Source organism: uncultured Tateyamaria sp., assembly GCF_947497045.1.
GTDB lineage: Bacteria > Pseudomonadota > Alphaproteobacteria > Rhodobacterales > Rhodobacteraceae > Tateyamaria.
Map to the genome: position 1 here is coordinate 76657 of NZ_CANMEU010000010.1, position 22375 is coordinate 99031.

The following is a 22375-nucleotide window of genomic DNA, read 5'->3' on the forward strand; positions in this document are numbered from 1 at the left end:
GATATGGTCAGGCCCCAACATGGCGCAGGTGATGATGCGACAACAGCGCAATCCGCAGCGGCAGCACGCATATCAGGCAAAGGCGGCGTTGGCCTCTGCAAGCTCGGCAAGCATGGCGGCGTATCGCGGATCGTCATGGATCTCCGCGATCTGCTTTTCCATCGCGATGATCTCGGCACGTGTGGCCGCGATTTTCTTGTCGATGGCCTCGATCTCCACCCGGTCTTTGGGGGCGCCAAGTTTCTGCCGGAAACCAGTAATTTTCTCTGCGATACCGGCGATGGTTTTCTCAAGACTTGCCACGCGCTGGCCCAGTTGCTCCTTTTTCATTTCATCAAAGGCATTTGCCACTTTTGATTTTGTGACGGCCAGTTCGCTCTCACGGTCGGCTTGCAAGCGCTCAAAGTGACTGATCTGAACCTCGATCAACGCATCTGTTTTGCTCAGCTCGAGGCGCTGGATATCACCCTTCAATGCGTTGATATGCGCAGCGATCTCACCTGTTTTACGACCCGCCGTGCGCGCATATTCGGCTGTCGCCGCCTTGAGGCGATCCACATTTTCGGCGGTATAGCTGGAATCGATATCGTCGAAATAACTCGACATCAAAACGGCATCCAAAGTGGGGCGCTTGGCGGGATCGGGCTGCTTCAGGCTGTTGATCAGACGATCCAGCGCAGAGGCCGATGTCGCCTCGCCCGCGCCGTCAACTTTCTGGTTCGCAACCGGGTTCGAACTGGAAAATCTTTCGCTGTATTCCCCCTGCTTGCGGATCGGGTCGGTGATGCGTTGCAGGATTTCACCCAAGGTGAAGTTGTCGGATTTTTGGGTCACATCCCCCTCTCCCTGTAATTCGGGCGGCTGATAGCCGGGCGTCCATTCGTCCAGGTCGCTCACCACATCCGTGCCGCTGTCGACATGATGGGCCAATCCGAAATCCGCCACCTTGAAGGTCCCGTCCGAGGTCAGAAAGATGTTCGCTTCTTTCAGGTCATGGTGCGTCATGCCCCCCTGCTGCATGGCCTGCATCCCCTTGACGACATCGCGCATTTGGGCCGCCATCATCGCCTGACGGGCGTCTTCGGACATCAGGCCCGTATCCTCGCAAGCGGCCATCGCGTCGGTATAGGCATGTGCATCGCCCGCATCCGCCATATCCATCACGATCAGCGGGATACCATTGGGGGCCAGCACCATCCCCTTCATGTCGAGGATATTGTCGTGGCATTCCCCGTCTTCTCCGCCCGTGGCAGCGCGATGATTCAACGCCTCGGAGCGGAAATTCTCGTGCATGGTTTCATCCGTGCTGCCCGCGTCAAAGTTGGCCGCAATGGGAGTCTTGAGAACAACAGGCGCACCGGTAACCGGATGGACCGCGCGAAAGACCTTGCCACCGCCCCCGCGCCCCAGAAACGTGATGTCGTCAAAGGTCACACCGTCCATCACGAACGAGGTCGGTGTGCCGGTGTCGTCAAAGGCCGCCTTGTTCGGGAAGGCATCAAAAGCGGCCTTGTTCATTGCTTTGGCCGCAGCTTGAAGCCGGGCAAGCTGATCCGGATCGGTGTCTTTGGGGTTCTCGGGATCAAACGCGATGCCGGAGGCCCGTGCGGCCTCCACACACCAGTCCTCGTAGCCACGCGCGCACATTTCAAACGCCTCGTCCGGCATGGGCCCCGGGGTGGCAAGCAGGCTCTGCAATGCTGATGTGATCCCATTGCCCGCCACCAACGCCATCTCGTCTGCGGTGCGACTGGTGTCGGTCAAATCAATATCCATGTCCTCAAAGAAATCTACGGTCGAAAATTCGCGTGTCTTGCTGTTGGTTGGCAAACCCACCGCATCCGTTAGCCCAAGGGCGAAATTGTCCTGCAACACCGCTTGGCGGTATTGCTCCTGTGCCTGCGCCCAGCGTTCCGCCTGCCTTGCCTCGACCACCTTGAACCGCTCGGCCATGTCGGCCTCGGCTTGCTTGGCCGCATCACCTGTCAGGGCGGTCCCGTCACCATCTGTGCTGGTACTGACCTCCATCGGTGGGGGTGTCGTTTTGGCCGCAAGGGCGTTCAGCAGAGCCAGACGCCGCTCTTTGAGCTGCGCCTCCAGTTCAGTGCGCAACTCGGCTCCGTTTCCGCTCAGGTGATGTGTGCGCGCCGTCTCGTGGGCGGCCATGTAGTCCCCATTGTAGCTCATGGGCAGCCGTCCGGGCTGTTCCTTGTTCAGCAGCGCCATGTTGTGCCCGATCAATCCGATCAGCGATTTGACCATCGGCGCACTGGCGTGCATCGCGCCGTACGCGTCCAGCCGCCCGGACACAGCCGTCTGGAGCGCATCCATCTGTCCGATCAAGACCAGCTTCTCGCGTTGCGCCGCCCCAAGCAGGCCAAGGATTTCTTCGCGATCCGCGCCGGTGGCGGGATCGATGATCAAGGCACAGCGGTCAATCACGTCCTGGCTTTGGCTGTCGGTATCAAGGATCAGCGCCTGCTTGGCCGTTAACATCGTCTGGATCTTGTTCCTGAGCGTTGCAATATCCGCGCCGATCACCCCCGGGTTCAGACCGTTCTTGACCGTATTGGCCGCCGCACGCGCGCTTTCCTTGATCGCCTTGAGGTCGCCGTAAGCCCCCTTGAGGTCGCCACTCTCGGCCTTTTTGGTGGCGTCCGCGATCCCCTTTTCGACGACAGCGCGCTGTGGATGTTCGGGTGGCAGCACCCCCAATTCGGCCTCGGCCTTGTCGCGGCGACGCCAAAACTCCTTCAGCCGGGCGGCCATGTTGCGTTTCGCAAAGTATCCCTTGGAGTCGTAGGCAAGGTGGGTCGTCAGAAACGACATCTGCTCGGTGCTGAGATCAGCCATCATAATTCCTTAATGCAAAGCCGTATTCATTCAAAAAAATGCAGCACTGCCGCCAAGCCCCGCACATCTCGCCAAGGCACAGCGCAAGACTAAGCAGATCGACTGACCTGCGACAAGGATAGGGCACTATTTTCCAAGATCACAACCGAGGGTGGCGTTGTTCATTGATTGTGAACAGTATTTTTCCAACCTTGGTCCAATAATCGCCACAAACCACAGGCAAACAGGTCTTCGTAAGTTGGAGTAAAGCACATGTATTTGTCTGTTGTGGTTCCGTGCATGAACGAAGAAGAGTCGCTGCCCTATCTGGTGGATCGGCTTGTTCAGGCCATTGAGCCCTACAAGGATCGCGCCGAAATCGTGCTGGTCGATGATGGGTCGAACGACGGCACATGGGCGGCCATCACCAAGGCGCAGGCGACCTGCCCGCAACTGCGCGGCTTGCGCATGTCCTCCAACCGCGGGCATCAGGTCGCTTTGACCGCAGGGCTTGAAGCGGCACGCGGTGCACGCATTTTCATGCTTGATGCGGACCTTCAGGATCCACCTGAATTGCTGGCTGACATGATGGCAATGATGGACCGGGGTCACGATGTGGTTTACGGGCGGCGCGCCGAACGGCAGGGTGAGACGATATTCAAACGTACCACCGCGCATGTGTTTTACCGCCTGTTGAACACCATGTCGGATGTGCCGATCCCCAAGGACACCGGTGATTTCCGGCTGGTCAGCCGCCGCGCATTGGATGCGGTTCTGGCCATGCCCGAAAGGGCGCGCTTCATTCGCGGCATGTTTGCATGGGTCGGCTATAGCCAGATTGGCATCGAATACGCCCGCGCCCCACGGCACATGGGCGAAACCAAATACCCGTTCCGCAAGATGCTGCGCTTTGCCATCGATGCGATGACCGCATTTTCCACCAAACCGCTCAAGCTGGCGACACGGCTGTCCTTTGTCAGCCTCGGTGTGGCCGGGTTGATGATGATCTACGTGTTCCGCTCGTTGATCCTATACCAGACCGCGCCCGGTTGGGCCTCGGTTGTGCTGGCGATTGCGGCATTCTCGGGCGTGCAATTGCTGACACTGGGCATCCTGGGCGAATATATCGGACGGCTTTATGTCGAGGCCAAAAACCGCCCCCTTTACTTCATCGCGGAGGAGTCGCGCACGGTTGTGGACGCCTCGGCCCGGCTGCAAACACGGGCGTGATCATGGGGCACCCTGCAAAAATTCTGCGCTTTACCTGCGTCGGGGCGACGGTCGCTCTGCTTTACATCGCGCTCTATCTCGGCCTTTTGGCACTCGCGTTCGCCCAACCTGTTGCCAACAGCACCGCGTTCCTGCTGGCCGTTGCTGTACAATATGCAGGCCAAGCCGCCTTTACCTTTCGCGCGCCCCTCAAGGATGGGCCACAGATCACGCGATTTGTTGCAATGATAGGCTGCGGGCTGCTCAGTTCTGCGCTTATCACCGGTATTGCACAGCCCGCGCTCGGCCTGCCGCATTGGGGTGCCGCGGTGATTGTGACGCTTGTGCTACCAATCCAGAATTACCTGATCATGTCGCGGTGGGTTTTCGCGTATGGATCAAATCCTGCGGAGACTTCCCAATGACGCATATTTATAACGATACATTCTTCGACTATATTGATCAGGGCGCGCGGCGTTCGGCCAAAGCATTGACCACGTTGATGACCAAGTGGCTGGCTCCGCAAAGCGTGCTTGATCTTGGATGCGGGCGCGGCGTGTGGCTGAATGAATGGCAGCGCGCGGGTGCCTCGGATGTGCTGGGTGTGGACGGCGATTATGTCGACCGCAGCCAGTTGGCAATTGATGCCGCCCTGTTCCACGCAGGCGATCTGACCCAGCCTTTGGATCTTGACCGCCGCTTTGATCTGGCCCAAAGCCTTGAGGTCGGGGAACACCTGCCAACCGCCGCCTCCGATGCGCTGGTGGACAGCCTCACTCACGCCTCGGACCGAGTGTTGTTTTCGGCAGCCGTTGTCGGACAGGGGGGCGAATTTCACGTCAACGAACAGCCCCTTTCCTTTTGGCAAGCCAAGTTCGAAGCGCGCGGATATCAGGCCTATGACTGCCTGCGCCCGCATCTGAAGTCCGATCGCTCGGTTGAGCCATGGTATCGCTACAACGCCATCCTCTATGTGAACGAGGCGGGTGCCGCGCACCTACCCGAGGCGATCCGCACCCATGCGCTTGCCGATGGCGTGCAGGTCAAAAACGCCGGTGATCTGGCGTGGCGGGCGCGGCGCGCGGTTGTGGCCAACCTGCCCCAAGGGGCTGTCACGCGGATTGCGCAGGCCCGCGCCGCCGTGCTGGCCGCGAATGCCCGGCGGATGAACACCCGCACGAGCCTGTCATAATGCCCCCGGCCACGGCCATTGCGATCCCGACCGCGCGGGGTCTGTGGCTGCTGATGGCCATCACCGTCATCGCCGCCCTATTGGTCAGCCTGCCCAACCTGCGCGACCCGATGCTGCGCTATGACGATTTCCCCGCTCTTTTGGCCGATCCATCCGGGTTCTGGCCCAAGACGCTGCATGAGGGGCGGTGGCTGAACTATCTGTGGCATCTGCGCGAGGTCGTGACTCCGGCGTGGCTGAATTTCGTGGTCTATCAGGCCCTTTGGGCGGGATTTGCGGCCAGTATCGCCTTTGCAGCCACCGGGGCTGCGCGCCACGGGCCGATCCTGGCCTTGCTGATCCTGGTCGCACCACCTGCAACGCTGATATCGCTGTGGTTCAACACGTTGATGCCCGGCCTCGCACTGGTCACGGTCTATGGGCTGCTTGGGTGCGTCCTGCGCCCGCGCACGCATCGGCTGCTGATGCCCATCTTTGTCGTGGCGAGCTTTATGTCCTACACGACCTATCCGCTTTTGATCCTCGCCATGGCGCTCATATGCAGCCCTGAGAAATCAGTGCGCGACCTGGCCGGGCTGCTTGGCGTGTTCGTCGCCTCCTTCGCGGCGGCGGTCCTGATTGTCTATACGATCAATTATCAGGTTCACGGCATCTTCGGCGTGCCCTTGGCGGCCTGGCGCGCGGCGTCCCCGGCCTCTGATATCGCGGGGATGATCCAGAATATCCCGCTTGTCACCCAATCCCTCAGTGATCTGATGATCAAGGCGAGCTTCAGCTTTGCCCCGGCCGTCTGGTTCCATCTGGCAATGCTTGTGGGTGGGACGCTGGTGCTGGCGCGCCACGTCCCCAAAGAGGCGCTGTATCTGCATGCCGGATTGTGGATGGGCATGGCACTGGTGGTGGTGCAGATCCTCAAGATGGGGGCGATTGTGCCTGCCCGGTCCTTTCTGTTTGCGTGGATCATTTACGCCGTGATCATCGTGCGCGCAGCACAAGTCCTCAGCGTGACGCCCAATCTGGCAGCCCGGTTGGTGCTTAACTTCGTGCTGTTGGTCGTGGGCAGCTACCTGCTGCAAACCTTTGTGCAATACACCACCTATCGCGGCTGGCAGGCCGAGACGCGCGCATTGGCACCTGCGGTCAAAGCTGTCGAGGGGCCGGTGGAAATTGCAGGCGATGTGATGCAGTATCCCTCGGCGCAGTTGGCCGGGGTGCAGGACCCAACCGCGCTGGTGTTTCGGCTGCACTATCTGACAGGCAAAACTGTGACGCTCTGTGCGCCAGACGCAAGTTGTTCAGACACGGCGCTGCACCTGGATCAGAACTGAGCATAATCAAGCCTCAGATTCCGCGTATTGCTGCGTGATCCGTGCCGATCACATCAACCCGAACTGCGAGGTCCTGCGTGCTGAAGGCGACAGAAAGCGGGGCGAACAGCACATGGGCAAAGGACGAAGGCAGATCGCAGCGGGCAACACCATGGCTGCGGTAACGCAGGCATGCATCGCTCCCCGCCTTGGGCCTGAGGCAACAGCACTTCACCGGATTGAGTGATGCGGTGCCCCTTGGCCGAGCGATCAGACAGGCCCCGCATTGACGCATACCACCCCCGCAGCACGGCGCAAACCACCCACCCCGAGGATCGTCAGAGGGATGCACATGTTGACCCAGCCCATCATCCCTCATTTGTGCACGCGTGGATCGTTTTCGCTCCGATGCGGCGAAGTATTTCGCACAGAAACCCAAAAACGTTCGGATTTGCAGGTGCGATCACCACAGCCGTCACCACCCTTGCATCAAAACAAGCAGATATCCGCGTTCTCACGACAAGTTGGGCTGCCTGGGCCTGTTTTTGCCGCCTCGCCCGCACATATCCTACCGAACGTGGCTCGTGGGTCCCGCCCCTGCCAACAGACCGGAGTATCGACAGTGACAACATCCCTTGCCCACATCCACCCGCGCGAGGCGCTGTCTTTGTTCGAGCGTACGCGGGCGCGCACAGATACGCTGGTCGCCCCCCTGAACCCCGAGGACATGATGCTGCAAAGCATGGAGGATGCCTCGCCCGCAAAGTGGCACCTGGCCCACACCACGTGGTTCTTCGAGGAGTTCATCCTCAAACCGCGCCTGCCCGCCTATTGCTCGCCCGACGACCGTTTCGCGTTTCTGTTCAACAGCTACTACACCCAGGCCGGTCCACGGCATGCACGTGATCGGCGGGGCCTTGTGTCGCGCCCGGATGGGCAGGCGGTGCGCGACTATCGCGCCCATGTGGAGGACAGTCTTGCGACCCTCATGTCAGGCGCGCGGGACGATACCGACGACATTGCCGCCTTGGTCGAGCTTGGGTGCCATCACGAAATGCAGCATCAGGAACTGCTGGTCACCGACCTGTTGCATGGCCTCAGCTTCAATCCGCTGTTGCCGATCTACAAGGATCCCGAACCGCTGCCCGTCACGAACGAGGTGGAACTGACATTCACCCGCCATGACGGTGGGCTGGTCGATATCGGGCATGGGGGGTCGGGGTTTTCCTATGACTGCGAGGGGCCGCGCCACAAGGTGTTCCTGCGCCCCTACGACATTGCTGACCGCCCCGTAACCAACCGCGACTGGATCGCCTTCATGCAGGATGGCGGCTACGGCGATGCGCGCCATTGGCTGATGGAAGGTCACGCGGTCGCGGCGCGCGAAGGATGGGAGCATCCACTTTATTGGTGGCAGCAATACGATCAATGGTGGACCTATACCTTGCGGGGTCCACAGCCCGTGGCGTTGGACGCGCCGGTTGTGCACATAAGCTATTATGAGGCCGACGCCTTTGCCCGGTGGGCCGGGGCAAGACTGCCCACAGAGGCCGAACATGAGGTCGCATTTCGTGCCATGCCCATCACCGGCAACCTGATGGGCGATGCAGGCGCTATCGGCGCGCTGCGCCCTCTGCCCGGCGCGGGCATCTGGGGCGGTGTGTGGGAATGGACAGCCTCCGATTTCGCGCCCTATCCCGGTTTTCGCCCGCCCGAAGGGGCGCTTGGCGAATATAATGGCAAGTTCATGGTCAATCAGCGGGTCTTGCGCGGCGGGTCCTGCGTCACCCCACGCGAACAGATGCGCCCAACCTACCGCACCTTCTTTTACCCCCATCAACGCTGGCAAATGCTGGGCCTGCGCCTGGCAAAGGATGTATGACCATGACACTCGCCAATACCCCCTCTTTGCACAATGAAACAGCGCGCGCGTTCCTGCGTGATGCGATCCACGGGCTGACAGGCGCGCGCAAATCCCTGCCGCCCAAGTGGCTCTATGACCATGCGGGCAGCGCCTTGTTCGAAGAGATCACTGGCCTGCCGGAATATTACCCGACCCGCACTGAGATCTCGATCTTGCGGGCCCATGCCGCCAACTTGGCGGGTTACATCTCTGAAGGCGGCGCGCTGGTCGAGTTGGGATCAGGCGCAAGCATCAAGACCCGGCTGCTGCTCGACGCGGGCCCGCATATCGCAGCCTACGTGCCAATCGATATTTCCGCCGCGTTCCTGCACGCCACAGCGGACGATTTGCACACCCGCTATCCACATCTGGCGGTACATCCCACGGTCGGGGACTTCGCCAACCCCATCGCACTGCCCGCCGCCTTGCACGACCTGCCCAAGGTTGGGTTTTTTCCCGGCTCGACCATCGGGAACCTCGACCCCCTGGATGCGATTGCCCTGCTGGTCCGCGCCCGCGCGTGGCCGGGGATCGAGACGTTCATCCTCGGGGCCGATCTGGTGAAGGACCCCCAGGTCCTGATCGATGCCTATGATGACAAGGCGGGTGTGACGGCCCGCTTCATCACCAACATCCTGACGCGGATGAACGCTGAATTGGGTGCTGATTTCGATGTGGACCGGTTTGACTACATCGCTGAGTGGAACGCGGACGCCGCACAGATCCAGATGTCATTGATGGCACAGGTCGATCATCACGTGTCGCTTGGCGGGCAGGACATTCGCTTTGCCAATCAAGAGTCCATCGCCGTCAGTCAGTCCCGTAAATATACGATGGACAGTCTGGAAAACCTTGCCGACGCCGCGGGGTGGGCCGTGCACGAGGTGGTGACCGACCCCGAAACCAACTTCGCGGTCGCTGTCCTGAAAGCACAAAGCCCTGTCTAGATCATAGATGGTCCGGGCGCACGGTTCCGGGCCGCACATCTTCGATCAGCGTCAGAACATCTGTTATCGCCAGTACATTCGCGGACCCCATTGCGGATTTGCGAAGCAGCAATTTGGCACATTCGGGCAGAAGATGGCGATGCGTTAGCATCCGCACTTGATCAGCCCAAAGAAGACAAAGGTCGCTTTGATATCGCCGTCAGCCCATTGAGCGCACGGGTACGCCTGACCTCAGGTTGAGCGTTCGTCCCCGGCAAAGCGACCCATTCAGGACGCCTTGGCTTGCGGGGAAAAGTCGGTCACCCAGTCCTTGGACAGGTCATGCAAAAGCGGAAAATATTCAAACATCTCGGGGATTTGGTCATCCGGCACCAACGGTTTGTCATACAAGCCGCGACTGTCATTATCGTCATGCACCGCACGGATGTAATAGGGCCGCTGTGAATACAGAACGCGCGTGGGTCGGTCGCGCATGATGTTCTTGTGCGAGATATCATAAAGGCTGTAGCGCGACGGGCTTGGCGCAACGATCGCAAGGCCCAGATTGGTTGTGGCACTGACCCTTGGATGCAAACTGAGCTTGCCGTTCTTGAATAACCCCGTCAGACCGCAAGCATGTGAAATGCAAGAATATTTTTCGCCCCGTGCGCGCAAATTCTTGGCCGCTGCCGCCTCTGCGTGGAGCTTTTCGTTGAAGTCGACCGACAGTGCATCATCGTCATCAAGCACCACCTGACAGGACCAGGGATCGGCCGTAAAATGCTGCCAGCGGTAGGTGCGAAAATGCACGTGCGTCGGATCAGGGTCGCAGAACATCACATGCGCCCGGTCCCCAAGCATGTCCCCGCACATCGCCTTGAGCTGCTTTTGAAAGGTCTTGGGCAGGAACGTCGAACTCAGAATGTTGTGCACAAAGCTTTTGTTGGTCTGATCGGCCAGCGAGCGCAACGTCACCTTCTCGAAAAAGTACTGCCGCCGCTTCAACCGCTCGGTGTCGAACAGGATTTCCATGTCCTTGCTGGCCTTGGACCGCCAGCCCGGCGAGGGGTTAAAGAATGAATAACGGGTCTGATAAATCATGTGCATGTTCACGTCTCTCCCTGTCGGCCATGTGCAGCATAATCAACGATAATTGCGTTGCACAGTCTGAATTCTGACCGCGCCACGGTCACTCCAACACCAGTCCGTGCGCCCGACAGCATTCCACATGCGCTTGCGCCATTTCGGCATGCGCCGGGTGTATCGCGCCCAGATTTTCCTGCTGCCACCAGTCGGTTTCAAGGTCATAAAGCTCGGTCGTGTCGTCATTGTACCTGATATAGCGATACTTGCCCTTGCGGATTGCGGACCCGTGCGGGTTAAAGGTCGGCACGGCGCGATCCGGGTCGCCTGCCCCCTCTTCAACGATGGGCCGTAGCGACTTACGGATCTCGTTTTCACCTGGATCCAACCCTGCGTAATCAAGCACCGTGGGCCCTGCATCCAGCAAGGCGACAGGGTCCGTCACCACCCGCGCGGTCGGGTCGGTTGGATCGTGCACGATCAGGGGCACAAGCGAGGTCTGTTCCCACAATGTCGATTTCCCAAAACGGCCATTTTCGCCCAGATGATGCCCATGATCCGTTAAAATAACGAAAATGGTATTTTCGGCATGCTTTGACGCCTTCAGCGCATCCCACACCCGGCCCAGATGGTGATCACCATGTGAAAACGCTGCAAAATAGTTGCGCACACTTTTGCGCCAATGTCGCCGATCATGGGTCTTGAATGTGGGCCCAAGCACTGCGTCCGCATAGGGACCACGTTCAAACCCCCGCTGCCATTCGGGCGGGTACTCGAACTCCATGAAAGGATACATCTGTTTGTAGGGCACAGGGGTGATGAACGGACTATGAGGACTGAAAAAACCGACCTCGCGATAAAACGGCTGGTCGCTTTCGTAGTTGTCCAGGAACTCGATGAATGAGTCCGCACTTTGGGCGTCGTAGTAATACCCGTCATCCTTGGGATCGGTGGTCGAAATGCCACCGCCACTGCCCCCGTTTCGCGACTGCGCAAATTCGGGCCGCAGCTTTATGTCGATGCGAAAGCCTTTGCGCTCATCCGAATAGAGGATTTTCTGAACGTGTTCGGGCAGCGGTCGAAACCCGTGGTGCACCTTGCCCCCTGACGAGCAGAAATAGCCGCTTTCCTTGAGTTTGTACTGCCACATTTCTTGGGGCGGGACGGTGTCATATACCTTTTGCTTGTTGTCATAGATACCTGTCTCGGGTGGGGCCCTGCCCGACATAAAGCTTGATCGCGAGGGGCCGCACAGCGGCGACTGGCAATAGGCCGCATGAAACGCGGTGGACTCCGCACAGATGCGATCCAGATTGGGCGTCTTCAGCTCGACCCCGAAAATATTGCGATACCGCCAAAACGAAAATGCATCGTCAAAACTGAAAAAGACAATGTTCTTTTTTGATTGAGACACCTGTTACCGCCCCGTCTGCCATGCCGTTTGTGACCCTGCCATTGGTGGCGGGACTGCTATTGGCCTCGTTGTCGGACAGTTTAAGCCGTATTTCAAGGGACAAGGGTGTATGGGTGCGCCCCCGATCCGTGGGTATCAGGTATATGCACGCATCAGAAAGGCGGCCTTACCAAGCAACTCGTGCTCATGGAGTTTGCACTAAAAAGACCCAACTGGCTTTGATCCAACGCCACCGGGAGACCTTTGAGCCCCGTGACGTTCTGACGGTCGGTGAGGCGGAGGGTATTACACCCAGAGATGCCCTTGATTATTGAGGTCGGGACGGCGGCAAGTTGGGCATTATGTGTCGCATCAACCACATCCACGCCGCATGGGGTCCAGATTTGGGCCGATTTGGACATGAAAGAGGCCGCGCACAACGCGCGGCCCCCATCTGGTTTTGGATCGTCAGTCTTAGTGGGTGAACTTTCTGATCTCGCCCGATTTCAGGCGTGCGCTGTAGGAGGTCAACTCGGCACGCACCACTTTCATCAGGAAGTACAGGCAGAAGATATTGACGACCGCCATCGCAAAGATCGCCGCATCCGAAAAGTCGATAACCGGCCCAAGGCTGGCCGCCGCACCGATCACGATGAAGATACAGAAGATGATCTTGAAGATCAGCTCAGTCATCTTGCTTTCGCCAAACAGGTAGGTCCACGCCTTGAGGCCGGAATACGACCACGAGATCATGGTGGAGAACGCAAACAGGACCACAGCAACGACCAGTACCAACGGGAACCACCCAATTGCGGACTCAAAGGCCGCCGAGGTCAGCGCCACCCCTCCATTACCATCCACGGTCGCAATGGCTGTGCCCGCTTCGTTGAGCATGTAGTTGCCCGTGGCCTCATCGATGATCAACTGTTGCGATATGATGATGACCAGCGCCGTCATCGTACAAATCACAACCGTATCGATCAGCGGCTCCAGCAGGGATACGAAGCCTTCGGTGATTGGCTCTTTGGTCTTTACCGCCGAATGAGCAATCGCTGCGGAACCCACACCCGCCTCGTTCGAGAACGCCGCACGCTTGAACCCCTGGATCAACGCGCCGACAAATCCGCCCACCACACCAAGACCCGTGAACGCACCTGCAAAGATCTGACCAAAGGCCTATCCGATCATGTCAAAGTTCACGATCAAGACGATAATCGCGGCCCCCACATGGAGAATGCCCATGAACGGCACGATTTTTTCGGTGACCCGCGCGATGGATTTGATCCCGCCCACGATGACGGCAAAGACCAAAGCCGCAAAGAAAAGCCCCGTGATCCAGCCCGGGAAATCGCCGGAGATCTGCGTGATCTGCGCATGCGCCTGATTGGCCTGAAACATGTTTCCGCCACCCAACGCGCCAAGGATACAGAACACCGAAAACAGCACTGCAAGGATCTTGCCGCCGGGCAGGCCCAATTCGTCAGACCCTTTCGAGATGCAATACATCGGGCCACCGGAAACGGTCCCCTCGGGGTACTCGTTCCGATATTTCACACCCAAGGTGCATTCGGTGAACTTGGACGCCATACCCAGCAAACCGGCCAGGATCATCCAGAACGTCGCGCCCGGCCCACCAATCCCGACAGCCACCGTGACACCTGCAATGTTGCCCAGACCGACTGTGCCCGACAGGGCCGTGGCAGGCGCCTGAAAGTGGCTCACCTCGCCCGCATCTCCGGGGTCGGAATAGCCGCCCTTGACCAAACTGATGGCATGGCCAAAGAACCGGAACTGCACCCCAGCAAAGTAAACTGTAAAGATGGTGGCACCGACGACCAGCCACATCACGATCCAGGGAAATTCGTGCCCGGGACCGACATGAATATGAAGTTGACGAACCAGCCTGTTGCGTTCGAAAACGCTTCGTTTACGCGAGCATCAAGCGAGGCGGCGGCGTCTTGGGCAGACGCGGGCAATGCGACGACGATATAGGCCACAAAAGCCCGGAGAAGTGATTGAAAGTACTTTATTTGATCAAATCCTTATGCGACGACAGTGACGGGAACGCGCGCGTTCATCACGAGATTTGCGGTTGAACTGCCAAACAGGCGCGACGTCAGCCCACCCGCGCTCGAGCGTGCAACGACGATCTGGGAGGCACCTTCGGAATGGGCGATCTCATCAATGGTGTCGGCAACATCACCGTGGCGCACAATCGCCTTTGCCGAATGCCCCGCCTTTTTCAGCGCAGCGACAGCCGGATCGACGACGCGTTCCATCGCGATTGAAATCTCTTCCTCGCGCCGTTTATGGCGTTGCGCATTCTCTTCGGCTGTCTGAAAGGAAAACGGCGACCATTCGATCACATAAACAACGATCAACTCACAGGTTTCGCTGTTCGCCGCGACGCCGGTGGCGAATTCAAGGGCTTTCTTCCCCGAACTCTGACCATCAAGTCCAATAACTAATTTCATATTCTTCATCCCTGATAATTTGGCCTTATGACTAGGCTTTCTGGTCGGGGAGCCGCTTGATCCGGCACGCCTCCCATCGGGTCGACCGTACGCTACAGAATGAAATTCCACCCAACGTTTCGTTTTGCGGCCAGAAACATGAGGGCATATCCGACATTTGTTCGCCAGTTACGCGCCTTTGACATGAAATCGCGTTGTGTCGTTGCTGCCCTTGGCGAGGTCGCGAATGGCCTGATGCGTCTTGTGTGCAGTGGATCAGTTGGTGGCTTGGTCTTTCCCAAAGGACGACGCGGTTTGCAGTGATGCAGCGCGGCGTGGGCCGGACATCCTGCGCCCCCTGCCCCTTAAATCGCCTTCGGTGCCACGCGTCGCCACAGGGGCGTGATCACTTTCTCACCCACCGGGATCAGCACAAAACCCAACGCCAGACCAAGCACGCCGTCGATTGCGGCCTTGGTGAACCACGCCACCGTACCGGACGCATCCCCGAGCGCCGCCGCCACCGACTTGCCCGCGCCATAGATCACGTCTTCGGGGCCGTGCCAGCCCATTTCGGCCAGCCCGTGCACGATGATCGACCCGCCGACCCACAGCATGGCCGTGGTGCCGATGATTGTCAGCGCTTTCATAAACCCCGGCATCACCTTGACGATGCCGCGCCCAAGCACGCGGGTCAGGCCCAGACGACCCCGGTTGGACATGGCAAGCCCCACATCATCCGCCTTCACAATCAGCGCGACTGAACCATAGACGGCAACGGTGATCATAATGGCGACAGCGGCCAGCGTCGCGGCTTCCATCCAGAAATTGCTCTCGGGGATTGCGGCCAGCGAAATGGTCATAATCTCGGCGGACAGGATAAAGTCGGTCTTGATCGCGCCCTTGGCTTTTTCTTCCTCAAGATGGGCGGGGTCCTGAACTTCGTTCTCTTTGCCCTCGTAATCCTCGTGCCCGTGCCCCCACCCCAGCACATGGGTGACCTTTTCTGCGCCCTCGAAACAGAGATATGCGCCACCCAGCATCAACAGCGGTGGAATGGCCCAGGGTGCAAGGGCGGACAAGGCGAGACCGGCAGGCAGCAAATAGACCAGCTTGTTGATCATGGAGCCCTTGGCGATACGCCAGATGATCGGCAATTCGCGGTCTGCGGAAAAGCCTTGGACGTATTTGGGAGTCACAGCCGCGTCGTCGATCACGGCCCCTGCGGCCTTGGACCCTGCCTTGACCGCCTGCCCAACGACGTCATCAACACTGGCCGCCGCGATCTTGGCGATTCCCGCCACATCGTCCAAAAGTGCCAAAAGACCGCTCATATTGCCCGCTCCGATTGTATGCCTGTTCGTGTTAGCGTCCGACAGGCCAAAAAGTTCCACCACGTGTTAGCGCCAACTGTATACCATTGGACACCTTTATCGCTAACACTTTGTTTTTTCGCCCCTTTCAGGGTTCTCAGGCCAAGGTGTGACCGCTAAGAGTTCCGAAACACTTAACGCGGCGCGGCACGAAGGACCACGTTTTATGACAGTCAAAGTTGGCATTAACGGGTTCGGGCGCATCGGGCGCTGTACCTTGTCCCACATCGTCACCTCCATGCGAAACGACATCGACGTGGTAGCCGTGAACGCGACGGGGCCGCTCGAAACCGCGGCCCATCTGATGAAATATGACAGCATTCATGGCCGGTTCCCAAACGATATCACGGTTGCGAACAACACCATGGATCTGGGGCGCGGCCCGATCCGGATGATGTCGACCTACGACATGAGCAGCCTCGATTGGGAGGGTGTGGATGTGGTTCTGGAATGCACCGGGAAATTCAATGACGGGCACAAGGCCGCCGTCCACATGGATCGCGGTGCGGGCAAGGTTCTGCTGTCCGCCCCGGGCAAGAACGTGGACAAGACCATCGTGTTCGGGGTCAACGATAATCTGCTGGCGGCCAATGACCGAATGATCTCGAACGGGTCGTGCACCACCAACTGCCTGGCACCGCTGGCATCGGTGCTGGACACGGCATTCGGGATCGAACGCGGGGTGATGACCACGATCCACAGCTACACAGGGGACCAGCCAACCCTGGATCGCCGCCACGACGATCTGTACCGCGCGCGGGCGGCGGCGATGGCAATGATCCCGACCTCGACCGGGGCCGCCAAAGCACTTGGCGAGGTGTTGCCAAATCTTGCAGGCAAGCTCGATGGCACCTCCATGCGGGTGCCGACGCCCAATGTCTCGGCCGTGGATCTCACGTTCGAGGCGGGGCGTGATGTGACGGTCGAAGAGGTGAATGCGGCCATGGCAGACGCCGCGCGCGGGCCGATGGGCCGGGTGCTGGCCTATGACGACGAGGCAAAGGTGTCCGTCGATTTCAACCACACCGAACACTCGTCTATCTTTGCGCCCGACCAGACCAAGGTCGTGGGCAAGCGGTTGGTGCGGGTGCTGGCCTGGTATGACAATGAATGGGCATTTTCGGCCCGTATGGCGGATGTGGCCGTCGCGATGGGACGGCTGAACTAGGCGCGCACACGGCTTGCAAGGATGAGGCGGTGCTGTCACAACGGCGCTGCCTTTTTCGTTTCAGGACCGCAGCGCGCCATGACCAACCGCATCGCATTTTTCCTTGGGTTGATCATCGTGATCGCAATCGTTGTCGACGTGACACTGTACGGGAACGAACACCTTATTTTCCTTGCCAAAAAGCTGGCCGAACTGCTGGAATGGATGGCTTTCTGGCGCTGAGCAGACGGGCGGCGATCCGCCCTGCCCGGTTGACACCTCTGCCCAAATGGCGTTGTTAGCGATAACGGCACGCAACGCCAGACGCGGCGTGCCTGAAACTGCATTCTGACACCAGATACGGGGGCTATCATGGCCATCAAAGTTGCGATTAACGGATTTGGCCGCATTGGCCGCAATGTGCTGCGCGCGATCATCGAAAGCGGGCGGACGGATATCGAGGTCGTGGCGATCAACGATCTGGGTCCGGTCGAGACCAATGCACACCTGCTGCAATACGACAGCGTGCATGGCCGCTTTCCGGTGCAGGTCAAAACCGGCGCGGACAGTATCGATGTGGGCACCGGCCCGATCAAGGTCTCTGCGATGCGCAACCCTGCCGACCTGCCCTGGGGCCACGTGGATATTGTGCTGGAATGCACGGGCATCTTCACATCCAAAGACGCCTGCCAGGCACATCTGGAAAACGGGTCAAACCGGGTTCTGATCTCGGCCCCTGGCACAAACGCGGATAAAACAATCGTTTACGGGGTAAACCACGATCAATTGTCGGGCGATGATGTGATCGTGTCGAACGCATCCTGCACGACCAACTGCCTGACACCCGTGGCCAAGGTGTTGCACGACACGTTCGGCATCAAGCGCGGATTTATGACCACTGTGCACAGCTATACCGGCGACCAGCCGACGCTGGATACGATGCACAAGGACCTCTACCGCGCCCGCGCGGCGGCCCTGTCGATGATCCCGACCTCAACCGGGGCGGCCAAGGCCGTGGGCCTCGTAATGCCCGAACTCAACGGCAAGCTGGACGGCGTTGCAATCCGCGTGCCCACGCCCAACGTGTCTTGTGTGGACCTGACAGTTGAGGTCGATGGCGATGTCACCGCCGAGCAGATCAACACCGCGATGTCCGAAGCTGCGGCTGCCGGCCCTCTGAAAGGCGTGCTTGAGGTGACGGACGCGAAACTGGTGTCGATGGACTTCAACCACGACCCCCACTCGTCAATCTTTGCCACAGATCAGACCAAGGTCATGGGCGGCAACATGGTGCGGATCCTGTCGTGGTACGACAACGAATGGGGCTTTTCCAACCGGATGGGCGATACCGCTGTCGAGATGGGCAAATATCTGTAAACCAACAGTCTCTCTTTCGAAAAAGGCACCGTCCCGGCGGTGCCTTTTTTGTGAGCACATCTGGTTTTTCGCAGCGGATAACAGTTTTGATCCCAGATGATCATCGTTCGCGATGCAGTTTGCATTCGGCTTGCCCGGAAAAAACCATTCGCGCACCTGATTGCGTGGCCATCATGCCATCGAAATTTCTGCTGGGCATGCTTTTCATATCACCAGCGAGGTACGCTCAGAGGTTCAAGACGGCAATTCAAACAGATTGAAGCAGGCATTTGCCGGGCCTCACATGAACTCACAGGGTGGGCACATTCCGGTCGTTCGCAGCATTCGGTCAATATTTGCTCTAGCGGCTGGTCGCCATCAACGCGCTACCCCCGAGGAGTAAGGAACCGCTTCCATAGCCCATTCGCTTTCGAGCCTTGATGCTGCGCATCATCTCTCGCGCCTGCGACGCCAGCAACGCATATCCAGCCAGCACGATGAACACCACCATCATGGAGGTGGCCATCAGGATCAGGAATTGTGGAGTCATCGGATAGGCCGTATCCATGAACTGAGCGAGAAAAGCGACGTAGAACAGGATCGCCTTGGGATTCAGAGTGCCGGTCAGGAAACCGGCACGCAGGCTTGCAGCCCGTGGGACCGAATGCGCGGTTTCCAGAAGGTCACCTTCCACAAGCCGCCGCGCCGCAATAATCTGGGAAATGCCCAACCACGCCATGTACGCCACTCCAGCCCATTTGAGGCCCTGATACGCTGCGCTTGACGTTGCCAGTATCACGCCAAGTCCAATGTACGAGGCAGACATCACGACAACCCCGCCAAGCACGTCACCGAGGATGCAGAAAAGGGCTGCTCCCATGCCTCGTGACAAAGATTGCCCCAAGACCATCAAAACGCTTGGGCCGGGTATCAGCGAAAGAACGGTGTAGGCGACGGCATAGGACAACCAGGTCTCGAATGTCATTCCCAATCCCCACTTTACATGGCGCGTATGTTTTGACCGACCGCTCGCGGTCACGGTGTCGATGCTGTCATCTGCCACCACATCGCAAATCTGATTGATGATCAACCGCGCGCAGCATGCGAACGCGTTCATCACTTCACGCAACCGTGTTCGCCCCTCCGGAAAATGGCCGGAATTGCCCACAGGGACCGGCAACTACATGCCTCTGGCTAAGTTGGTATTTTTACGGGCTAAATTTTGCCAATGCCTTCCGGAATCTCCAGCACGGAATTGCCAGAATCCCCGCATCCCGAATGATCGTTGGAGGCCGTGCCCTCCAACCAATACCGAGTGTGAGAAACAACACGACTGTCGAAGACAGAGGTTAGCCGCAGATCTGGACGCATGGTGATCCATTGCCATGGTGCCCGATCAAGTCCGTGACGGCCAGACTTTTGTCGGAAACACATCTTGGAGAAACGATGATGCCCGTCACCCAAATTGAGAATAACGACGCCTTCCTGATGGCCATCGGAGAAGGCAGCAGAATTGAAGTTCACGGCGCGGACGCGGAAAAAGAGAGTTGGACCCAGCTTAACCAGTCCGCCGGGCGCGGAGAAAATGTCCTGCAATTGGAGCTTGAGACAGGCTGGGAGGTTGGCGACCGGATCGCCATCGCATCCACCGGAACGAATATGGAAGACGCCGAGGAACGCACCATCGTGGAGGTGCGGGACGGTGGGCGAACGGTTGTGCTGGATCAACCCCTTGTCAACGACCATTTCGGCGATGCCCAAACCTATCAGAACGGCAAATCAGGTCAGGATGCGCGGGAGTGGACGGTTGATCAGCGCGCAGAGGTCGCCCTGCTCAGTCGCAATGTCACGATCCAGGGCGATGAGGACAGTACCCAAGACGGCTTTGGCGGCCATTCGATGGTTATGGATGGTGCTGACATACACATTTCCGGTGCAGAATTTGCGCGGATGGGGCAGGAAGGCGCGCTTGGACGCTATCCCCTTCATTGGCACCTTCAGGCGGATGTCTCGGGTCAATACGTAGAAAACTCGTCCATCCATCACAGCTACAACAAGGGGGTCACGATCCACGGAACCCAGAATGCCTGGCTGGAAGACAATGTCGTTTTTGACACGATCGGACACGGCTACTTCCTTGAGGATGGGGCGGAATTTGGCAACGTCCTTATCGACAACCTTGCATTTGTTCAGCGGGCCGCGGACAACGTTCGTGACGCCCCGATCGCGTCGGATGCCACTGCGGTCTCCAGTTTCTGGATTCAGAACCCTGACAATCACCTCATCGGCAACCGGGCTGTCGGCTCTGATCACAGCGGATTTTGGGTCCTATCGCGAGAGGCCGTGATCGACCAATCCGCGGCAACGGGGCTTTATGATGGCTATGTGCCGCGTGACCAGGCCTTCGGCATCTTCGAGGGGAACGTAGCGCACGCGAACAATCAATCCGCGCTGCGGATCGGTGGACAGGTTGATGAAACGACGGGTGCGGTTTCTCCGAATACGCCGTTCCACATCACCCAACGCGATGGTCAGAACAACGCGGTGGATTATCTCATCCAGGATTTCGAGGGCTATAAATCCGGTGGTGATGCGGTTTGGGTTCGCGGCTTTGGCGGCGCGTTCGAAAACATGATCCTGGCGGATAACGGGCGCGCAACCTTCCTGCGCGGATTGCAGACCGTCGAAGACAGCTTGATCGTTGGTGCATCTGACAATGATGATGGCAGCCCAATTCGGGGAGGAGAGCGTCATGGCATCTCGCTCTATGACGAGGCGCTCGCGATCCGTGACAGTCATTTCGCCGGATTTTCGGGCACCGATGACGGCGCGTTTTCGCAACATATCGGTGTTGATAACTCAACCCGGCACAGTATCGAAAATGTGACGTTTGAGAACGATGGCACCAACCCCTTTACCAATCGGGATCGTCAGGGGATCACGGATGAGCAAGGCACCTTCTCTGTAGGGCTTGTTGATATTGACGGGTCGATCACTGGCACGCCGGGACAGATCCTTACACCGCGCATCGACGATGTCGGCGGCCAGTTCGTCAGGGTGGATCAGCCTGGATTCAATGCGGGAGAGGGTGCAACCTATGATCAATCCATTGGCGCATGGGTGAACCCCGTTGGCACGACAATCGGTGTTCTGGAACATACCAGCACCAGCGTTCCCATGACGGTCACGCGCTCAGATGGTCCGCAGCTTTCCAATCTGAATGCTGATGACCGGACGGAATTTCTTGTTTTTGCAGATCAGGATCTGATCTACACGGTTGATCATCAGGGCGCACCGGACTCTCGTTTTTCGGTCGATGTCACCGATCTGCCGCTCGGCGCATCCGTCGTCTTGCGCTACGTTGATCTGTCGCCAAATACATCCATCCAGGGGGCTGATAGCGTCGATAGCCTTGACGCTTTGATGCAGGCGACCGGATCATCTGTCTTCCGGCAAGGCGGAGACACCTACCTCAAGCTCGTTGCCACCGAATTTGACTATGACAGCAGCAGCGGCAGCCCGGCCATCGATCAACGCTCCTTTTCTGACAGCATAACGGTGGTGTCTGGTGGCGGGCGCGATCAGGGGGACAATGCCAGCGAACCCCGTGATCTGGGCCGAACGGTCCCTTACGGCACCGTGGATGCCGATCAGATCACCCGTCCAGAGCGTGCGCAATCCACCTCGGACACAGTGGACATCGCCCCGGATGACGCGCGCTGGTCAGATGCGTCAACCTGGGCAGGATCACTCCCGGATGTTGGTGACATCGTGGTCGTGGGTGAAGGCGAAACGCTCGTGCTGGATACCGATGCAGAGGTGGCCGGGATCATTGTGAATGGCGGCGCGCTGATCGTCGAAGATACCCAAGATATCGATTTGGTCACGGACTACCTTCTGGTGATCAACGAGGGACTGTTCCAGGTCGGCCAGGAGGACAGCCCGCATCAGAACGACTTCACTCTTACCCTGGAGGGTGATGATCCCACGGCCGATATCAATCTCGAACCATTTCTCAATCTCACCGGGATCGAGATTGTCTGATCCCGCCACCTCAATGACCGCATGACGTTGCAAAGCAAAATACCGGGGCGGGATCCGGCTGCGCATAAAGCCTCCCGCGCTGACCACCCCCAAAACCCAGTCACCGATAATGTCATTGGATGAGACCTGAACAGCTTTAACCCGGGGCCTCTGCCCC

The 22375-nt window shown here is 58.6% G+C and carries 16 protein-coding genes and 1 pseudogene; 10 read left to right on the forward strand and 7 right to left on the reverse strand.

Annotation, left to right across the window (positions count from 1 at the left end; translation table 11 throughout):
• Positions 1–72 precede the first annotated feature (72 nt).
• A complete protein-coding gene (locus Q0859_RS17330; RefSeq protein WP_299153556.1) occupies positions 73–2853 on the reverse strand; it encodes a protein kinase in 2781 nt (926 codons plus the stop codon).
• 252 nt (positions 2854–3105) lie between these two features.
• Here Q0859_RS17330 and Q0859_RS17335 point away from each other — a divergent pair, with 252 nt between their 5' ends.
• From Q0859_RS17335 to egtD, 6 genes are all read left to right on the forward strand, one after another.
• A complete protein-coding gene (locus Q0859_RS17335; RefSeq protein ID WP_299153558.1) occupies positions 3106–4062 on the forward strand; it encodes a glycosyltransferase family 2 protein in 957 nt (318 codons plus the stop codon).
• Between the two features lie 2 nt (positions 4063–4064).
• Positions 4065–4466 (forward strand): GtrA family protein, encoded by a 402-nt coding sequence (locus tag Q0859_RS17340; protein ID WP_299153560.1) that lies wholly within the window; start codon positions 4065–4067, stop codon positions 4464–4466.
• Positions 4463–5233, forward strand: coding sequence for a methyltransferase domain-containing protein (locus Q0859_RS17345; protein WP_299153563.1), 771 nt, complete (start codon positions 4463–4465; stop codon positions 5231–5233). Before Q0859_RS17340 ends, Q0859_RS17345 begins: the two co-directional genes overlap by 4 nt.
• Positions 5233–6561, forward strand: coding sequence for a hypothetical protein (locus tag Q0859_RS17350; protein ID WP_299153566.1), 1329 nt, complete (start codon positions 5233–5235; stop codon positions 6559–6561). Before Q0859_RS17345 ends, Q0859_RS17350 begins: the two co-directional genes overlap by 1 nt.
• A gap of 601 nt (positions 6562–7162) precedes the next feature.
• Positions 7163–8422 (forward strand): ergothioneine biosynthesis protein EgtB, encoded by a 1260-nt coding sequence (gene egtB, locus Q0859_RS17355; RefSeq protein WP_299153568.1) that lies wholly within the window; start codon positions 7163–7165, stop codon positions 8420–8422.
• A gap of 2 nt (positions 8423–8424) precedes the next feature.
• Positions 8425–9390: an L-histidine N(alpha)-methyltransferase gene (egtD, locus tag Q0859_RS17360; RefSeq protein WP_299153570.1), complete on the forward strand. Its 966-nt coding sequence runs from the start codon at positions 8425–8427 to the stop codon at positions 9388–9390.
• Between the two features lie 267 nt (positions 9391–9657).
• On the opposite strand, the gene Q0859_RS17365 is transcribed toward egtD, so the two are convergent.
• The 5 genes and pseudogenes from Q0859_RS17365 to Q0859_RS17385 all read right to left on the reverse strand — a co-directional run bounded on the left by Q0859_RS17365 (position 9658) and on the right by Q0859_RS17385 (position 15632).
• A complete protein-coding gene (locus Q0859_RS17365; protein WP_299153573.1) occupies positions 9658–10476 on the reverse strand; it encodes a glycosyltransferase in 819 nt (272 codons plus the stop codon).
• Between the two features lie 82 nt (positions 10477–10558).
• Positions 10559–11866 (reverse strand): sulfatase-like hydrolase/transferase, encoded by a 1308-nt coding sequence (locus Q0859_RS17370; RefSeq protein ID WP_299153576.1) that lies wholly within the window; start codon positions 11864–11866, stop codon positions 10559–10561.
• Positions 11867–12319: 453 nt separating this feature from the next.
• Positions 12320–13875: pseudogene (locus Q0859_RS17375) on the reverse strand (alanine/glycine:cation symporter family protein).
• A gap of 12 nt (positions 13876–13887) precedes the next feature.
• Positions 13888–14319, reverse strand: coding sequence for a universal stress protein (locus Q0859_RS17380; protein WP_299153578.1), 432 nt, complete (start codon positions 14317–14319; stop codon positions 13888–13890).
• Positions 14320–14663: 344 nt separating this feature from the next.
• The gene (locus Q0859_RS17385; RefSeq protein WP_299153580.1) at positions 14664–15632 is read right to left on the reverse strand and encodes a DUF808 domain-containing protein; all 969 of its coding nucleotides are present in this window, start codon (positions 15630–15632) and stop codon (positions 14664–14666) included.
• A gap of 205 nt (positions 15633–15837) precedes the next feature.
• Between Q0859_RS17385 and gap (Q0859_RS17390) the strand changes: the two genes are divergently transcribed.
• The 3 genes from gap (Q0859_RS17390) to gap (Q0859_RS17400) all read left to right on the forward strand — a co-directional run bounded on the left by gap (Q0859_RS17390) (position 15838) and on the right by gap (Q0859_RS17400) (position 18195).
• Entirely contained in the window at positions 15838–16839 is a 1002-nt protein-coding gene (gene gap / locus Q0859_RS17390) for a type I glyceraldehyde-3-phosphate dehydrogenase (protein ID WP_299153583.1), read from the forward strand.
• A gap of 78 nt (positions 16840–16917) precedes the next feature.
• A complete protein-coding gene (locus Q0859_RS17395; protein ID WP_299153585.1) occupies positions 16918–17061 on the forward strand; it encodes a hypothetical protein in 144 nt (47 codons plus the stop codon).
• A 129-nt stretch (positions 17062–17190) separates the two neighbouring features.
• Complete coding sequence (gene gap / locus Q0859_RS17400) at positions 17191–18195, forward strand: type I glyceraldehyde-3-phosphate dehydrogenase (RefSeq protein WP_299153587.1); 1005 nt, start codon at positions 17191–17193, stop codon at positions 18193–18195.
• 340 nt (positions 18196–18535) lie between these two features.
• Here the strand turns inward: gap (Q0859_RS17400) and Q0859_RS17405 are convergent, their stop codons facing one another.
• Positions 18536–19291 (reverse strand): LysE family translocator, encoded by a 756-nt coding sequence (locus tag Q0859_RS17405; RefSeq protein WP_299153589.1) that lies wholly within the window; start codon positions 19289–19291, stop codon positions 18536–18538.
• A gap of 332 nt (positions 19292–19623) precedes the next feature.
• Here Q0859_RS17405 and Q0859_RS17410 point away from each other — a divergent pair, with 332 nt between their 5' ends.
• Positions 19624–22218, forward strand: a complete 2595-nt coding sequence (locus tag Q0859_RS17410) for a G8 domain-containing protein (RefSeq protein WP_299153593.1) — start codon at positions 19624–19626, stop codon at positions 22216–22218.
• The last annotated feature ends 157 nt before the right edge of the window (positions 22219–22375 follow it).

What these genes read in the sequence shown, in the direction of transcription:
- Q0859_RS17330 (WP_299153556.1), bottom strand. Translation starts at nt 2,853, where the DNA reads ATGGCTGATCTCAGCACCGAGCAGATGTCGTTTCTGACGACCCACCTT.
- Q0859_RS17335 (WP_299153558.1), top strand. Translation starts at nt 3,106, where the DNA reads ATGTATTTGTCTGTTGTGGTTCCGTGCATGAACGAAGAAGAGTCGCTG.
- Q0859_RS17340 (WP_299153560.1), top strand. Translation starts at nt 4,065, where the DNA reads ATGGGGCACCCTGCAAAAATTCTGCGCTTTACCTGCGTCGGGGCGACG.
- Q0859_RS17345 (WP_299153563.1), top strand. Translation starts at nt 4,463, where the DNA reads ATGACGCATATTTATAACGATACATTCTTCGACTATATTGATCAGGGC.
- Q0859_RS17350 (WP_299153566.1), top strand. Translation starts at nt 5,233, where the DNA reads ATGCCCCCGGCCACGGCCATTGCGATCCCGACCGCGCGGGGTCTGTGG.
- egtD (WP_299153570.1), top strand. Translation starts at nt 8,425, where the DNA reads ATGACACTCGCCAATACCCCCTCTTTGCACAATGAAACAGCGCGCGCG.
- Q0859_RS17365 (WP_299153573.1), bottom strand. Translation starts at nt 10,476, where the DNA reads ATGCACATGATTTATCAGACCCGTTATTCATTCTTTAACCCCTCGCCG.
- Q0859_RS17380 (WP_299153578.1), bottom strand. Translation starts at nt 14,319, where the DNA reads ATGAAATTAGTTATTGGACTTGATGGTCAGAGTTCGGGGAAGAAAGCC.
- Q0859_RS17385 (WP_299153580.1), bottom strand. Translation starts at nt 15,632, where the DNA reads ATGAGCGGTCTTTTGGCACTTTTGGACGATGTGGCGGGAATCGCCAAG.
- gap (WP_299153583.1), top strand. Translation starts at nt 15,838, where the DNA reads ATGACAGTCAAAGTTGGCATTAACGGGTTCGGGCGCATCGGGCGCTGT.
- Q0859_RS17395 (WP_299153585.1), top strand. Translation starts at nt 16,918, where the DNA reads ATGACCAACCGCATCGCATTTTTCCTTGGGTTGATCATCGTGATCGCA.
- gap (WP_299153587.1), top strand. Translation starts at nt 17,191, where the DNA reads ATGGCCATCAAAGTTGCGATTAACGGATTTGGCCGCATTGGCCGCAAT.
- Q0859_RS17405 (WP_299153589.1), bottom strand. Translation starts at nt 19,291, where the DNA reads ATGAACGCGTTCGCATGCTGCGCGCGGTTGATCATCAATCAGATTTGC.
- Q0859_RS17410 (WP_299153593.1), top strand. Translation starts at nt 19,624, where the DNA reads ATGCCCGTCACCCAAATTGAGAATAACGACGCCTTCCTGATGGCCATC.